At 62.9% G+C, this 14759-nt stretch carries 19 protein-coding genes, 1 tRNA gene and 1 pseudogene; 8 read left to right on the forward strand and 13 right to left on the reverse strand.

The features are described 5' to 3' along the window. The 4 genes from FJ471_RS31455 to FJ471_RS31470 form a co-directional block, all read right to left on the reverse strand. A partial coding sequence (locus FJ471_RS31455; protein ID WP_140809326.1) for a cytidine deaminase occupies positions 1-227 on the reverse strand: 227 nt, incomplete at its 3' end. A 59-nt stretch (positions 228-286) separates the two neighbouring features. Next, complete coding sequence (locus FJ471_RS31460; RefSeq protein ID WP_140809328.1) at positions 287-1258, reverse strand: ABC transporter permease; 972 nt, start codon at positions 1256-1258, stop codon at positions 287-289. 1 nt (position 1259) lies between these two features. Next, entirely contained in the window at positions 1260-2399 is a 1140-nt protein-coding gene (locus FJ471_RS31465; protein ID WP_140809330.1) for an ABC transporter permease, read from the reverse strand. Next, positions 2396-3928 carry an ABC transporter ATP-binding protein gene (locus FJ471_RS31470; protein WP_140809331.1) on the reverse strand — a complete coding sequence of 511 codons (1533 nt, stop codon included), beginning with the start codon at positions 3926-3928 and terminating at the stop codon, positions 2396-2398. Before FJ471_RS31470 ends, FJ471_RS31465 begins: the two co-directional genes overlap by 4 nt. Before the next feature lie 255 nt (positions 3929-4183). Between FJ471_RS31470 and FJ471_RS31475 the strand changes: the two genes are divergently transcribed. Both FJ471_RS31475 and FJ471_RS31480 read left to right on the forward strand, forming a co-directional pair. Continuing rightward, positions 4184-4393 carry a SlyX family protein gene (locus FJ471_RS31475; protein WP_127306341.1) on the forward strand — a complete coding sequence of 70 codons (210 nt, stop codon included), beginning with the start codon at positions 4184-4186 and terminating at the stop codon, positions 4391-4393. 22 nt (positions 4394-4415) lie between these two features. Further along, on the forward strand, positions 4416-4823 hold the full coding sequence (locus tag FJ471_RS31480) for a hypothetical protein (RefSeq protein WP_140809332.1): 408 nt from the start codon (positions 4416-4418) through the stop codon (positions 4821-4823). A gap of 174 nt (positions 4824-4997) precedes the next feature. Here the strand turns inward: FJ471_RS31480 and FJ471_RS31485 are convergent, their stop codons facing one another. Further along, on the reverse strand, positions 4998-5456 hold the full coding sequence (locus tag FJ471_RS31485; RefSeq protein WP_140809333.1) for a GNAT family N-acetyltransferase: 459 nt from the start codon (positions 5454-5456) through the stop codon (positions 4998-5000). A 68-nt stretch (positions 5457-5524) separates the two neighbouring features. Beyond that, on the reverse strand, positions 5525-6514 hold the full coding sequence (locus FJ471_RS31490; RefSeq protein ID WP_140809334.1) for a BMP family ABC transporter substrate-binding protein: 990 nt from the start codon (positions 6512-6514) through the stop codon (positions 5525-5527). Between FJ471_RS31490 and FJ471_RS31495 the strand changes: the two genes are divergently transcribed. After that, positions 6515-6709 (forward strand): hypothetical protein, encoded by a 195-nt coding sequence (locus FJ471_RS31495; RefSeq protein WP_140809335.1) that lies wholly within the window; start codon positions 6515-6517, stop codon positions 6707-6709. It begins immediately after the preceding gene. 86 nt (positions 6710-6795) lie between these two features. On the opposite strand, the gene FJ471_RS31500 is transcribed toward FJ471_RS31495, so the two are convergent. Together FJ471_RS31500 and FJ471_RS31505 are read right to left on the reverse strand one after the other, a co-directional pair. Continuing rightward, positions 6796-7122: a hypothetical protein gene (locus FJ471_RS31500; protein ID WP_140809336.1), complete on the reverse strand. Its 327-nt coding sequence runs from the start codon at positions 7120-7122 to the stop codon at positions 6796-6798. An 84-nt stretch (positions 7123-7206) separates the two neighbouring features. Continuing rightward, positions 7207-7902 carry a DUF2569 domain-containing protein gene (locus FJ471_RS31505; protein WP_140809337.1) on the reverse strand — a complete coding sequence of 232 codons (696 nt, stop codon included), beginning with the start codon at positions 7900-7902 and terminating at the stop codon, positions 7207-7209. 460 nt (positions 7903-8362) lie between these two features. Between FJ471_RS31505 and FJ471_RS31510 the strand changes: the two genes are divergently transcribed. Beyond that, positions 8363-8452 (forward strand) — tRNA-Ser (locus tag FJ471_RS31510). Between the two features lie 84 nt (positions 8453-8536). Here the strand turns inward: FJ471_RS31510 and FJ471_RS31515 are convergent. Continuing rightward, positions 8537-8752 carry a KTSC domain-containing protein gene (locus FJ471_RS31515; protein ID WP_140809338.1) on the reverse strand — a complete coding sequence of 72 codons (216 nt, stop codon included), beginning with the start codon at positions 8750-8752 and terminating at the stop codon, positions 8537-8539. A 103-nt stretch (positions 8753-8855) separates the two neighbouring features. Here FJ471_RS31515 and FJ471_RS31520 point away from each other — a divergent pair, with 103 nt between their 5' ends. After that, the gene (locus FJ471_RS31520; protein WP_140809347.1) at positions 8856-9476 is read left to right on the forward strand and encodes an alpha-ketoglutarate-dependent dioxygenase AlkB; all 621 of its coding nucleotides are present in this window, start codon (positions 8856-8858) and stop codon (positions 9474-9476) included. A 15-nt stretch (positions 9477-9491) separates the two neighbouring features. On the opposite strand, the gene FJ471_RS31525 is transcribed toward FJ471_RS31520, so the two are convergent. Then, positions 9492-9917, reverse strand: a complete 426-nt coding sequence (locus FJ471_RS31525; protein ID WP_140809339.1) for a cupin domain-containing protein — start codon at positions 9915-9917, stop codon at positions 9492-9494. 55 nt (positions 9918-9972) lie between these two features. After that, positions 9973-10725, reverse strand: coding sequence for an SDR family oxidoreductase (locus FJ471_RS31530; RefSeq protein ID WP_140809340.1), 753 nt, complete (start codon positions 10723-10725; stop codon positions 9973-9975). Positions 10726-10957: 232 nt separating this feature from the next. Here FJ471_RS31530 and FJ471_RS31535 point away from each other — a divergent pair, with 232 nt between their 5' ends. Beyond that, positions 10958-11962: a mechanosensitive ion channel family protein gene (locus FJ471_RS31535; RefSeq protein WP_140809341.1), complete on the forward strand. Its 1005-nt coding sequence runs from the start codon at positions 10958-10960 to the stop codon at positions 11960-11962. Here the strand turns inward: FJ471_RS31535 and FJ471_RS31540 are convergent. Beyond that, on the reverse strand, positions 11945-12433 hold the full coding sequence (locus FJ471_RS31540) for an Rrf2 family transcriptional regulator (protein WP_140809342.1): 489 nt from the start codon (positions 12431-12433) through the stop codon (positions 11945-11947). The genes FJ471_RS31535 and FJ471_RS31540 overlap by 18 nt on opposite strands. 277 nt (positions 12434-12710) lie before the next feature. On the opposite strand from FJ471_RS31540, the gene FJ471_RS31545 reads away from it, so the two are divergent. Next, positions 12711-13121, forward strand: coding sequence for a hypothetical protein (locus FJ471_RS31545; protein ID WP_140809343.1), 411 nt, complete (start codon positions 12711-12713; stop codon positions 13119-13121). A gap of 79 nt (positions 13122-13200) precedes the next feature. Continuing rightward, positions 13201-14391 (forward strand): NADH-quinone oxidoreductase subunit D, encoded by a 1191-nt coding sequence (locus FJ471_RS31550; RefSeq protein WP_140809345.1) that lies wholly within the window; start codon positions 13201-13203, stop codon positions 14389-14391. 87 nt (positions 14392-14478) lie between these two features. On the opposite strand, the pseudogene FJ471_RS31555 reads toward FJ471_RS31550, so the two are convergent. Beyond that, positions 14479-14759, reverse strand: a pseudogene (locus FJ471_RS31555) (hypothetical protein); the annotation flags it as partial.

Here is a 14759-nt window from a genome sequence, read left to right on the forward strand (position 1 = left end):
GCGATCACCGCGATCTCCACGATCTTGCCGCCGCCGCCCATGATGTAATGGCCGAGCGCGGTCGTCTCGGCGCACCAGCCTTCCGGATAGGACGCCACCTCGATATTGGCGCCGGTGAAGACGCGCCCGTCCTCGGTGCGAAGGGCCGCACCCACCGGGAACTTCGAATAGGGCGCATAGGCCTTGGCCATCGCCGTCTTCGCCGCCTCGAACAGATCATGCGACATCCTGTTCTTCTCTCCCACGATCTTGTTCAAATGCCGGTCGCGGCCAGCGGTATCTCGCCTCAGCGTTCCTTCACATAAGGCACGCCGCCGGCCCGCGGCGGAATGGCCTTGCCGATGAAGCCGGCGAGCAGGATGACGGTCAGCACATAGGGCAGCGCCTGCATGAACTGCGCCGGCACCTTGCCGACAAGAGGAAGCGGCGAACCCTGCAAGCGGATCGAGGCCGCGTCGAGGAAGCCGAACAAAAGGCAGGCGAACATGGCGTTGACCGGCTTCCATTTGGCGAAGATCAATGCGGCCAGCGCGATATAGCCCTTGCCCGCCGTCATGTCCTTCACGAAGCCGCCATTCTGCACCATGGACAGATAGGCGCCGGCGACGCCGGTCAGGATGCCGGTGCAGATCAGCGCGCGATAACGCAGCCAGGCGACCGATATGCCGGCGGTATCGACGGCGGCCGGATTTTCGCCGACGGCGCGCATCCTGAGCCCGAAGCGGGTGCGAAACAGCACCCACCAGGTGAACGGCACCATGGCGAAGGCGAAATAGACCAGGATCGAATGGCCTGAGATCAGCTCGGCATAGATCGGGCCGATGATCGGCACATCCTTGATCGCGTCGGCTCCGGGCCAGGTGATCGCCGCGAAGCGTTCGCCCGGCTGCAGCGCCGGCGTGCGCCCGCCCTGCTGGAACCAGGCCTGGCCGAGGATGATGGTCGACCCGGCGGCGATGAAGTTGATCGCCACGCCGGACACGATCTGGTTGCCGCGATGCGTGATCGAGGCGAAGCCGTGCACCAGGGCGAAAGCGACCGAGATCAGGATCGCGGTGCCCAGGCCAATCAGCGCCGAATGGAAGACGGCGGCGGCCGAAGCGCCGGCAAAGGCGCCGACCAGCATCTTGCCTTCGAGCCCGATGTCGAAGATGCCGGCCCGTTCCGAATAGAGGCCCGCCAGGCAGGCGAGCAGCAGCGGCACCGAAAGGCGGATGGTCGAATCCAGCACCTGGATGATGGCGTTGAAAATGTCCATCTCAGGCCCCCTTCCCGTTCACTGCCTGCATGCCGACCGATTTCGGGCTGACCGAGGCAAACAGCGCCTGGATGTAGGGCCTGAACATGTGTTCCAGCGCGCCGGCGAAGAGAATGACCAAGCCCTGGATGATGACGATCATGTCGCGGCTGATCGCCGGCATCTCGAAGGCGAGTTCGGCGCCGCCCTGGTAGAGCATGCCGAACAGGATCGCCGCCAGCACGATGCCGACCGGATGCAGCCGGCCCATCAGCGCCACCGCGATGCCGACAAAGCCGGCCCCGGAAACGAAATCGATCGCGACATTGTGCTGGTCGCCCATGACGGGGTTGAGCGCCATCATGCCGGCCAGCGCGCCCGAGACCATCATCGCGGTGATGATGATGCGGGTTTCCGAAATGCCGGCATAGCGCGCCGCCTTCGAGCTGTGGCCGTAGGTGCGCATCTCGTAGCCCAGCTTGGTCCGCCAGATCAGAAGCCAGACCAGGAACGCCATGACAAGCGCCAGCAGGAAGCAGATGTTGAGCGGCGCCGAGCGGATCTTGGCGCCGAACAATTCGATCATCCAGTTCAGCTTCGGCAGTTCGGCGCCGGCAAGGAAATTGCGCGTCTGCGGCGCCTGCGAGCCGGCCGGCTTCAGCGGACCGACCAGCAGATAGACCATCACCGAGGCGGCGATGAAGTTGAACATGATGGTGGTGATGACGATATGCGAGCCGCGCTTGGCCTGCAGATAGGCCGGGATCAGACCCCAAAGCGCGCCGAACGCCGACGCGGCCACGATCGCGATCGGAAAGATCACCCACCAGGGCAGCACGCTGTCGAAGCTGAGGCACACGAGCGCGATGCCCAGGCCGCCTATATAGGCCTGGCCCTCGGTGCCGATGTTGAACAGGCTGCAATGCGCCGCCACCGCCACCGACAAGCCCGTGAAGATGAAGGTGGTGGCATAGAACAGGGTGAAGGCGACGCCCGTGCCCTTGCCGAAAGCGCCCTCGACCAGGATGACGGCGGCGCGGAACGGGTTTTCGCCGACCAGCATGACGACGAAGCCGGCGACGATGAAGGCGACCGACAGGTTGATCAACGGAATCAACCCATAATCGGCCCAGGCCGGCAGCTTGGCGTAAGGCGTGCTCATTCGGCGGCCTCCTGGTGCTCGACGCCGGCCATCAACAGGCCAAGCTCGCCTTCGGTCGCGTCCGGGCCGCGCTCGCCGACGACACGGCCGGCGAACATCACCAGGATGCGGTCGGAGAGCGAGCGGATCTCGTCGAGCTCGACCGAGACCACCAGCACCGCCTTGCCCTGGTCGCGCATGGCGATCAGCCGCTTGTGGATGAATTCGATGGCGCCGACATCGACGCCGCGCGTCGGCTGGCCGACGATCAGCACGCCCGGGTCCTGTTCCATCTCCCTGGCCAGCACGATCTTCTGCTGGTTGCCGCCGGAGAAATTGGCCGTCTTCAGGCGCGGATTGCCGGGGCGGATGTCGTATTTCTCGATCTTGTCCTTGGCGTCGGCCATGATGGCGTCGACGTCGAGGAACGGCCCCTTCAGGTAGCGCTCGTCGTCGTGATAGCCGAGGATCGAATTCTCGTTCTCCTCGAAGGCGAGAACCAGCCCGACATGGTGGCGGTCCTCCGGCACATGGGCGAGCCCGCGGTCGCGCAATTCGCCGGGATCGGCCTTGCCGGTGAGATCGATCGGCTTGCCGTCGAGCATCACCTCGCCGGACACCGCGTGCCGGATGCCGGAGATCGCCTCCAGCAGCTCCGACTGGCCGTTGCCGGCAACGCCGGCGATGCCGACGATCTCGCCGCCGCGCACGTCGAAGGAGACGTCGTCAACCATGGTGACGCCGCGCGAATCCTTGACCGTCAGGTTCTTGACCGAGAGTTTTACCGCCCCGGCTTCCGACTCGCCCTTCTCGACCCTGAGCAACACACGCCGGCCGACCATCAGCTCGGCCAACTCGCCGACCGTGGTTTCCTTCGTCGTCCTGGTCGCCACCATCGTGCCCTGGCGCATCACCGAAACCGTGTCGGTGATCGCCATGATCTCGCGCAGCTTGTGCGTGATGAGCACGATCGTTTTGCCCTGTTCCTTCAATTGCTTGAGGATGCGGAAGAGGTGGTCGGCCTCGGCCGGCGTCAACACGCCCGTCGGCTCGTCGAGGATCAGGATCTCGGCGCCGCGATAGAGCGCCTTGAGGATTTCGACGCGCTGCTGCAGCCCGACCGGCAGCTCTTCGATGACGGCGTCGGGATCGACCTCGAGGCCATATTCGCGCTCCAGCCGGTCGAGCTCGGAACGCGCCTTGGCGATGCTGCTCTTCAGCAGCGCATCGTTTTCGGCGCCGAGGATGATGTTTTCCAGCACCGTGAAATTGTCGACCAGCATGAAATGCTGGTGCACCATGCCGATGCCCAGCGCGATCGCATCGTTGGAAGTGCTGATCGACACCGGCTTGCCGCCGACACGGATTTCACCGCTGTCGGCCTGGTAGAAGCCGTAGAGGATCGACATCAGCGTCGACTTGCCGGCGCCGTTCTCGCCGACAATGCCATGGATGGTGCCGCGCGCGACTTCCAGGTTGATGTCGCGGTTGGCGCGCACGGCGCCAAAGCTCTTGTTGATGCCTATGAGCTCGATTGCGGCTTGCGCCATGCAGCCTGTTCCCACTATTTTTTTATCGCTTGGTCAAAATGCCTAGCATGATGCCCCGCTTATGCCAATCGGCCGTTCACTCTCGACAAATCCCCGCGCCCTTGTCAATTTCGAACCTGAGCAGGTTCCGCAAAAGTGCTCTGCGGTTTTGCGATAAGGACCGGCGAAAACCTACAGACCATAAGCAGATATTCGTCGGGCAGCCCACGAATATCTGCTTGGGTGGAGGCTTCACATTCATAAGGATCGGTTTGCATGGCCATGCCCGACGATCGGCTGACGACGCTGGAAATCCGCGCCGCCGAGCAGGAAAAGACCATCGAGGAACTGTCCGGCCAGATCGCCGAACAGTGGAAGGTGATCGAGCGCATGGAGCGCAAGCTCGCCGCCCTCACCGACCGGTTCCTGGAGTTGGAGGAGCAGACCGCCTCCGATGTTCCGGTGACCAAGCCGCCGCATTGGTGAGGAGCCACGGGGAAAGACGGCCATGTCCAGTGAAAGCGACCGCGTCGCTCGGGCCGGCGATTATGTCTTTGGCCTGATGAACGACAGGGAACGCGCCCGCGCCGAGCGCGACCTGGAGATCGATGCCGCCTTTCGCGACACGGTGCTGCGCCTCGCCGAACGTTTGCACGCCTTCGAGCCTGCGGGACCTGAAGGGCGCGACAACCGCTGGGAACTGGTCACGCAACGCCTTGCCGAATTGCCCCAGATGCAGCCGCGGCTGGCTGGCGTTGCCGCCCCGGAGGCGGAAGCGCCGCCGCCCGTGATCCACCGCCTAGAGCGCAAACCCTACGGCGTCGGCCTGCATTCGCTCGGCGGCAGGCTGGGCTTCGTCATCGCGCTTGCCCTGGTTGCCGCCTTCGCGCTCGGCTATCTCGCCGGAACGCTATAAGAGCAATTCCAGGAAAAGTGCGGACGATTAAAGCGCGTCGCGCTGAAACGGATTCAGGCGACGCGCTTTAAGCCTTTGTTTTGATGCATGTCGTTGTCCCAGAACCGCTGCGCACTTCTGGGCGACATGCATTAGGCTCGGCGCCTTCGCCGTAGCCCTCCGTCCGGAATTGCGTCAAGGTAGAGACTTCGACATCAGGAGCATCGGCTCGCCGCCCTGCTCGAAGGCCTCTATCGCCGTCCATCCGAGCGCTTCGTAGAAGCCGCGCGCCTGCCAGGTATAAAGGTAGAGCGTGCCGATACCGGCCGACGCGGCATGGGCCTCGATGGTCTTGACCAGCGCCGTGCCGACGCCGCTGCCGCGATGAGTTTCCTCGACCACCAGCCCGGCCAGCCATGGCGTCAGGTCGTGCGGCGAACTGATTTCGTCGCGGACGAGCAGGCAGCTCCCGATCGGCTGGCCTCGGTCGCGAGCGACAAAGGCGGCCTCGAAGCCATCGCCGGCAATCAGCCCGCGCAGCCCGGCCGTGTCCTCCTCGAGTGTCCGGCCAGTGCCCTCGAAGAAAGCCTCGAGCCGAAGCCGCGCGATCGCTTCGACGTCGCTTTCGGCCATGGCTTGGATTATCGGTCGCATCATGCGGTCCCCAAAAACGAAACCGCCGGGCGTTGGCCCGGCGGTTCCTGCCCTGATTCAGCTGCCGATCAATACGGGCAATTGTTGTCCGTGGTGTAGTCGTGCACCTGGACCTTGCCGGAGATGATGTCGGCCTTGGCCTTTTCGACGGCCGCTTTCATCTCATCGGTCACCAGCGCCTTGTTGTTGTCGTCCATGGCGTAGTCGACGCCGCCTTCCTTGAGGCCGAGATTCTCCAGACCACCCTTGAAGGTGCCGTTCTTGCCGTCCATGAAGGTGTTGTAGACGGCAACGTCGACGCGCTTCATCATCGAGGTCAGCACCTTGCCGGGCTGCAGGCCGTTCTGGTTGGAATCGACACCGATACCGAGCTTGCCGGCATCCGCCGCCGCCTGCAGCACGCCGACGCCGGTACCGCCGGCAGCGGCATAGACCACGTCAGCGCCCTGATCGATCTGCGTCTTGGCGATCTCGCCGCCCTTGGCCGGATCGTTCCAGGCGGCCGGCGTGTCGCCGGTCATGTTCTGGATGACGTCCGTGGCGCCGGCCGACTTGGCGCCGCCGACATAGCCGCATTCGAACTTGCGGATCAGCGGGATGTCCATGCCGCCGATGAAGCCGACCTTCTTCGATTTCGACGCCATCGCCGCCAGGATGCCGACGAGATAGGAGCCTTCATTCTCCTTGAACACCAGCGAGCGGACATTGGGCAGGTCGACGGCATCGTCGATGATGGCGAAATTCAGGTCTGGATAATCTTTCGCGACCGCTTTCAGCGCGTCTTCCCAGGCGAAGCCAGCCATGACGATCGGGTTGCGGCCGTCTTCGGCGAAGCGGCGCAGCGCCTGCTCGCGCTGCGAGGCGTTGGAGACTTCGAATTCGACATAGGCGATGCCGGTTTCGGTCTTGAACTTCTCGGCGCCGTGATAGGCGGCCTCGTTGAAGGATTTGTCGAACTTGCCGCCCAGATCGTAGAGGATGGCCGGCTGCACATCCGCGGCGAAAGCCGGAAGAACCATTGCGGTTGCGGCCAGGAGGCCGAGAACGATACGTTTCATGTGATCCACACCCTGTCGGTTATTTTTCCGTTTTGCGCTGCCTGCCCGCCCGGTTCTCCGGCGGGCTTGCGGCGCCAGGCAGGAAGTGTTTTTTCCCTCCCGCTCGCGGGCAATCTGGCACGGCGCGAAACAAAATTCACGTGGAATTTTGACCTGTTGGAAAAAGCGGTTACCGGCGCGCCGGCCGTCTCTTGAAGCAATTCCAGGAAAAGTGTGAGGCGGTCAGGCTCGGCGACTTCGCCGCGGCCCTGCCATCCGGAATTGCGTCGGAACAAAAGCCTTCAGGGGGTTGGAGCGAATTCCGCGCCGCGGCGCTTGCGGCGATAGCCGATGGCGTAGAGCAGGAAGGCCAGCACCGCGAACACCGCAAAACCGGGTTGAGCGAGCACCCAGGCGACGACGCCGTCCCAGACCAGCGGGCTTGCCTTGGCGCGCACGAAAGTCTCGAAGGCCGCGCGGGTATCGGGCGAGACCGCGAGCCAGCTTGCGTTCAGCGGCGTCATCACCAGCGAGGAGCCGGCGACCGAGCGTGTCGTGTCGATCACCGCCATGATGACGGAAATCGACAGCGCGATCATGGCTGCCAGCCGAAAGATGAAACGCAACATCGACGCTCTCCCCGGGAAAGCTCCCGTCTACCCCGCAATCGACATAGAGCGTGCGTGGTTCCCGTGCAATCGCGACCCGTGAAATTAGCGAGCCCGCGCCGGCCTGCGCCGATTCACCCGCCAGATGGCGAAAATACCGCCGGCGATCGCGCCGACGATCAGGCCGCCCAGGCCGACGAAAGCCGCGAAAAATCCGCAGGCGCCCTCGAAGCAGCTCATATGCGTCAGGTCCGCGATCAGCGAGCCGGCGAAGAACCCGGCGCAGGCGCCGATCGCCGCGCCAAGGATGATGCCGAGCAGCGCGGCAAGGATCGAGACGAAGACCGGCGGCCGCTCGGTCTCCGGATTGGCGTAGACGGTTTCGGAACCGGCACCGTTGCGCAGCAGGTAGATGCAGAGCAGGCCGATGGCGATCTCGGCCACGGTGAAGCCCAGCGCCTCTACCGAAAAGACGAAGGCATAGGACACATAGGCCTGGCGCAGGACGAGCCAGATGATGATGGCGATCTGCCAGATCGTGTAGTGGCGCGGGAAACGGGCCGAGCGGTTGAAGGCAAGGCCGAGCAGGTACAATCCCCACAGGATGGTGATCGCGCCGGCGGTCAAGCCGCCATAAACGAGAAAGAATGCATTTTCCGGCAGGCTGAAGTCGCCGATCAGCCGCCAGTTTGCGAACAGGCCGTAGGCCGACAGCCCCATGACGACGACGAGCCAGGCCACCGGGATGAAGGAAAGCCCGCTATCCGGCCGCCCCGCGGGTTGCTGGTCGATCGATGCCATGCCAGGACGATGCCCCTCGCCCGAGCAATTCCAGGAAAAGCACGCAGCCGCTTTCCATCAGGAACTGCAAAACTGAACCGGCAACACCAGGGAGAGCTCGCAACCGTTCCAACCGGGATTGCATGAAAACAAAGAGTCCGGGCAGTCGACAGCCGGGCGCGGCCGAAGTCAAGCGCAGCCAGCCGGAGGCGCGGCCTGTGCACATCATTCAAACGCATCGGCCTCCCGCCCGAGCCCGCCTTGGCGCTATCCGCGGCAAAAGTCCCCGCGATGCCAATATGGCTTGGCATTCGCTTTCGGATCGACTAGATGAGCCCCGCGCCTGTTTGCCTAGACGGCTAGCGGTGCAGGGAAGGGTTGCCAGCCGGTTGAAGGCAGCCAGATGATCCGTTGAGGACTTCCCATGGGAGCATCTCCCCAACCCGCGCGGCAAAACCGGCCGACGCGCGATGCAAGCGACGGAGAGGTGGCCGAGTGGTTGAAGGCGCACGCCTGGAAAGTGTGTTTACGGGAAACCGTAACGCGGGTTCGAATCCCGCTCTCTCCGCCATATTTTTATAATAATATAAAATACTTAGCTGACCTGTCGCTGCGCCGCCGGCCAGCATCCCTCTGTTCGCACCGGTCATGGCACTCAATGACGACCTCCATGCTCGACCAGGCGATATCTGAAACGATCGCGAACGCATTCGTTGAAGAATTGCCCTTTTGAGGACGCCGCCTTGAAAGCCGCATAAGTCTCGGGCGCGACACCTTCGTAGTCGTAGCGGTCGCCGCTTGGGACGAACCATACCGAAAGGATCCGCCTCGACGGATCGTAACGGATGTTCAGGATGGCGGTGGAAGGCATGTTCGCAATCCTGCTTTCCACCCCTAATCCTTGCCGCGACACGAGGTTCCGGCATGGTGGGTACTGGGCTTGCACAAGCGCTCCGGTTGCCTATTTGAGCCGCATGCCATCATCAAAAAGCCAAGCCGCCGACGACGCTTTCCAGGGCGATCTCTTCGGTGCGCCCGCAAGCCTGCCGCCCGTACCGGAAGGCTTCTCCTACCAGCCGGACCCGATTGCGCGCGACGAGGAGCACGAACTGGTCCGTCGCATCCAAGGCCTGCCTTTCAAGCCGTTCGATTTTCACGGCCATCTTGCCAACCGGCAAGTCGTCGGCTTCGGCCTGCGTTACGACTACGAGCGCCGCCTTGTGCTCGAAGCGCCGCCGATCCCGGACTTTCTGCTGCCGCTTCGCGCCGAAGTGGCCGACTTTGCGGGCGTTCCGGCCGCCGAATTCGCGCAGGTGCTGATCAACGAGTACCGCCCGGGCGCCGGCATCGGCTGGCACCGGGACAAGCCGCATTTCGAGCTCGTCGCCGGCGTGTCGCTGCTGGCGCCCTGCAGCTTCCGGCTGCGCCGCAAGAACGGCGCGGCATGGGACCGTGAAACGATCGAGGTCGAGCCGCGGTCGCTCTACCTCATGGCCGGACCGGCGCGGAACGAGTGGGAGCACTCCATCCCGCCGGTCGCGCAACACCGGTACTCAGTCACTTTCCGAACGCTCCGCGTCGACCGAACAGTCTGATAGGACGACCAGCCACTACTTCTTGGTCGGGAAGGCCAGCTCTTGCTGGCCCGTATCGACAACGAAAACGGCGAGCAGCTTTGCCGGGTTCGTCTTGCTGGCATTTTCGCTGACGCCGTGCCGGTCACCGGGCATTTCCGAAAAGTTCTGACCAGCTTTGTAGACCGTGACGGGGCCGTCATTGACCTGGCTGCGGATCTCGCCCTCCAAGACAGTAGCATAGATGAAGGCGGACTGAGGGTGCGTGTGACCCTCCGAGAAGCCTCCGGGCGCATATTCGACGAGAACGCCTTTGATGCTCTTGCCGGGTACATTGGGCAATTCATGGTCATAGACCAAAGTGACCTTCGCGCCTTTTCCGCCGCCAGGCGTGCCATCGGCAAGGGCCGAACCGGGCAGAAACGCCGCGAGAGTCGCGGCAACGGCAAGTGATTTGATCATGTCGATTTTCCTTTTCACGGGGTTGGACGCCGCCGGACGAAGGCGGCTGGAGAGATTATTTCTTGGGCTGAGCGGCGAGCCATTCGTCGAAGCCGACGCGGCCGATGCGGGGATGGTTGTCGGAGACCAGCGAACCGTCTTGCAGTCTGGTCCCGAAGTACCGCGCCTCCGGATCGGCTATGACGGTGCGCGTGTCGCCGATCGCCTTGAGGTAACGAGCGACGAAATCGCACAGACGCAAGCGCTCGGGACCGGAGATTTCGACGATGCCGTTGATCGGGGCGGCAAGGGCGGCGTCCGTCACGAAATCCGCGACGTCGTCAGAAGCAATCGGCTGAAGGTAGCCCGTCGACAGGCGTGCCGTATCGCCGACCGTGCCCTCCTGGGCTATGCCGCGGAGAAATTCGAAGAACTGCGTGGAGCGCATGATCGTATAAGGGATGCCACTCTCCCTGATGATCTTCTCCTGCGCCGCCTTGGCGCGAAGATAGCCGCTGTCGGGCAACCGATCCGTCCCGACGATCGAAAGCGCGACATGGTGTTTGACGCCGGCGGCCTTCTCCGCGGCAAACAGGTTGCGGCCCGAGGTCTGGAAGAATTCGAGCACGGCCCTGTCCTCGAATGAAGGAGAATTTGCCAGGTCGACGACCACCTCTGCCCCGGCCAGCACGTCCGCCAGGCCTTCGCCGGTGGTGGTGTTGACGCCGGTGTTGGGCGAGGCCGCGATCACTTCGTGACCATGCTTGCGCAGGCGTTCGGCGGTTTTCGAACCGATCAGGCCGGTGCCCCCGATGATGACGATTTTCATGCGATGTCTCCTTCGCGCCTGCGCTTGCAGCGCGCTCTTTGTTCGATGGGCGGTCTGAGCACGCGGCTTGATCGCTCGATCACAAGCCGGCCTTGCCTTTTCCGGGTTTGCCTATTAAGGATAATTGATATCCTTATGGATAGATAATATCCTTAATTGCCGAGCTGTAAAGACCCTTTCGACCCAGGCGACACGCACGAGGTTTGAGCAGTTCCACCAAGAGGTTTGTTTGATGCCGCTCGTCCTGACCAACATCCTCGGTATCGCCGGTATCGTCGTCTGGCATCTCCAGGGCAGCAACCGTCCGACAGGCCGATTGATCGTCCAGATCCTGTTCTTTGCCGGGATGAGTTTCGTGCTCTATCTGGGCGGTGTCTCGCCGCAGCATGGCGATGACACCAATCTGCAGGGTTTCGCCGCGCTGCTCGCCAAATCGGCCATGATCCTGTGGTGGACGCATCTGGCATGGGCCATTATCGGCCTGGTCCACATCTGGCTCATGCTCAACCGCGGGCCGCGCGAAGCCCACCTTGTCCGAGATATGACCGTCGGCGTCATCTATCCCGGCGTGGCGCTGTCGATCATAGGCTTCGTTTTCGGCATGCCGGTCGGCACGCTGATCGCGACCTCGGGCATTGTCGCCGTCGTGTTCGGCCTGGCCCTGCAGAACACGCTCGGTGATATGTTCTCAGGCATCGCGCTGACACTTGGCAGGGCCTATGCCATAGGCGACTGGATCCGGATGAAGGATGGCCCTGAAGGCAGGGTTATCGAAACCAACTGGCGCTCCGCCAACCTGCTCACCGCGCAGTACAATGTCGTCGTGGTGCCGAACAGCGTTCTGGCCAGGCAAGCGCTGACCAATCTCAGCCGTCCCGATGACACACGCCAGATCACGTTGACCGTGCGCATCGTCCCCACGCAACCGAGCTTCGTCGAGCAGGCCATGCGCTGCGCGCTGCAAGGCAGTGCGCGGATCGTCAAGGACCCGCCGCCGATTGTCGCCTTGAAGACCATCGATGCGGTCGCGATCGAGGTCGACCTGCTGTTCCGCGTCGCAAACCCAGCCGACTGGGCAGCGGCCGGCAACGAGATCATCGACCTGATCTACAGCCAATGCAACGCGGATGGCCTTTCGTTGGCCGCTCCGGCCGAAAGCATTGTCTTCGGGCCGGCCGCGATCAGCGCGGGTAAGACCGTCGGACGTATCGATGCGCGTTCATCCCGCGCGGTCTAACACCCAATCGAATGTGTCCTTCCAGAGAGCGGGGGGGGTTTCCTGTACAAGCATTCGCCCCAGATCCGACAGCGTGACGCTGCGCAGCTTGTCGCGCCAGGCTTCATCGGCCGCCCACATGATGCGCGCGACGGCGCACGACCCGCTATAGCAATAATTTTCAGGCACACAGGGATTGTTCGCGCGGATGTTGTTGCACACGAAGGTGCGCGTCTTGCCTTCCACGGCCTCGACGATGTCAAGAAAGGTCACTTGCTCCGGCGGTTTTGCAAGACGATATCCGCCCGACGGACCGAGCGTCGTATCGACAAGGCCCGCTTGCGAAAGGCCCTGCAGCGCCTTGGAGAGATATTCCTTCGGAAGTCCGTGGAGTTCCGCCAGCGCCTTGGTGGACAGATAACGTCCCTCGGGCAGGCCGGAGAGAATGGCACAGCAGTGCAGCGCCCATTCAACTTGGCTTTTCAAAATCATCGATCTTTTCCGGGAATTGGCCGATCACCTCATATTAAGGATGCATAATATCCCTATTGTAGCATCATGTAAACATTGAGGTTTCCGGTGCCTTCGGCACTGTCCGCCAATACGATAACGACACGTGCTCCGAAGGTTTGGCAACCGACCACCTGGCATTCCTCGCATTCGGAGCGCCGCGCGCCACCGGGGACCTTGGATTCGTGAGGCCTGATGCCGGAACCATCGCCGGCCCCCCGGGTTGTGTCGTCAGATTTCCAGATGGAAAGGAAAGACGATGCGCATGTTGACGATGGTCCTGACGCTGTCGGCAATGGCATTGGCGCAGCCCGCTTCCGCTCAACGCGCCGATCCGCAGCCGCCGCAAGCCCCGCCTGCTGCCCAGGAGCCGATCCCCGGCCAGCCTCAACCCGGCCAACCCCAACCCGGGCAAGACGATGCCGCCCAGAACGTCACCAACATCGTCGTGGTGGCGATGGAGGACCTGCCCTCGGAAGTGAAGGCGCAGGCCGAAGCCATAGTCACGAGGACGACCGCCAAGGAACTGGCCAAGCTGCAGAGCTCGGTCGACGCCTCGCCCGAGGCAACGTCGGTCCTGCACGCGAACGGACTGAATTCCTCGCAGGTCGTCGCCGCCAACATCGACGGCGAAGGCACGCTGACGCTGATCATCCAGACGACGGCCTGATCTTTGGGGGCATGACCCGGCCGGACGGCGGCTGGCGGGCCGTGGTTCGCATTCGATCCTCACTCATGCGGAGGTCGTCATGACCGAAGCCATAGTCCGCAACTTCACGCTCAATTTCGGGCCGCAGCACCCCTCGGCGCATGGTGTGCTCAGGCTGGTGCTGGAACTGGACGGCGAGATCGTCGACCGGGCCGATCCGCATATCGGCCTGTTGCATCGCGGCACCGAGAAGCTGATCGAATACAAGAACTATCTGCAGGCGCTGCCCTATTTCGACCGGCTCGACTATGTCGCGCCGATGAATCAGGAGCATGCCTTCTGCCTCGCCGCCGAAAAGCTGCTCGAACTGTCCGTCCCCCGGCGCGGCCAACTGATACGCGTGCTGTTTTGCGAGATCGGTCGGCTCCTGTCGCATCTTCTCAACGTCACCACGCAGGCCATGGACATCGGCGCGCTGACGCCGCCGCTCTGGGGTTTCGTCGAGCGCGAGAAGCTGATGGTTTTCTATGAACGCGCATCCGGCGCCCGCATGCACGCGAATTATTTCCGCGTCGGCGGCGTGCACCAAGACCTGCCGGAAGAGTTGCTGGATGACATCTGGGATTTCTGCGATCCGTTCCTCAAGGTCTGCGACAATCTCGAGGGCCTGCTTACCGACAACCGAATCTTCAAGCAGCGTAACGCCGACGTCGGCGTGATCTCCCTCGATGATGCCTGGGCCTGGGGTTTCTCCGGCCCAATGGTGCGCGGGTCGGGCGCAGCCTGGGACCTGCGCAAGGCGCAGCCTTATGAATGCTACCCCGAGATGGATTTCGACATCCCCATCGGCAAGCATGGCGACTGCTACGATCGCTATCTCGTGCGCATGGAAGAGATGCGCCAGTCGGTGCGCATCATGCGGCAGTGCCTGGAAAAGCTGCGTTCACCCGATGGCCGGGGTCCGGTCGCCGTGCCCAACCAGAAGATCACGCCGCCGCCGCGCGCCACCATGAAGCGCTCGATGGAAGCGACCATCCATCATTTCAAGCTGTATACCGAAGGCCACCGCGTGCCGCCGGGCGAAGTCTATGCCGCGGTCGAGGCGCCGAAAGGCGAGTTCGGCGTCTATCTGGTCTCGGACGGCAGCAATGTTCCCTATCGCTGCAAGATACGGGCGCCGTCCTTCGCGCATCTCCAGGCGATGGATTTCCTGTCGCGCGGGCACATGGTGGCTGATGTCGCCGCGATCATCGGCTCGCTCGACATCGTCTTCGGCGAGATCGATCGCTGAAAGAAGGAGGGCGCGGAGAACTCGCCAAGTCTCCGTTGCTCCTATAAGGCCTTAGACCAGCGCGCGCCCCTGTGCGCAGGGACACGACTAGTGCATGAATACCGCTCTCAGCCAGGCAAGAATGCCTGCGCCCGGCGAAATCGCCGCCCGCACGCGCGACGCTGCCCAGCGGGCCGGCATGTTGGCGCCGACATGGCAATGGCAAACGACTTCGTGCAGCTGCCAGTCGCTCATCTCGAAGAAGCGCTTTGCTTCGCCGTAAGTGTCGTCGCGCAGGCCTTGCGCGCGGAATATCGGATCCGCGAAAGCAATGGTGATCGCCGATCCGTCGGTGCGCATTCTTTCACGCACGTCGGCAGCGGCGTATT

It is taken from the genome of Mesorhizobium sp. B2-7-1 (assembly GCF_006440735.1).
Taxonomy (GTDB): domain Bacteria; phylum Pseudomonadota; class Alphaproteobacteria; order Rhizobiales; family Rhizobiaceae; genus Mesorhizobium.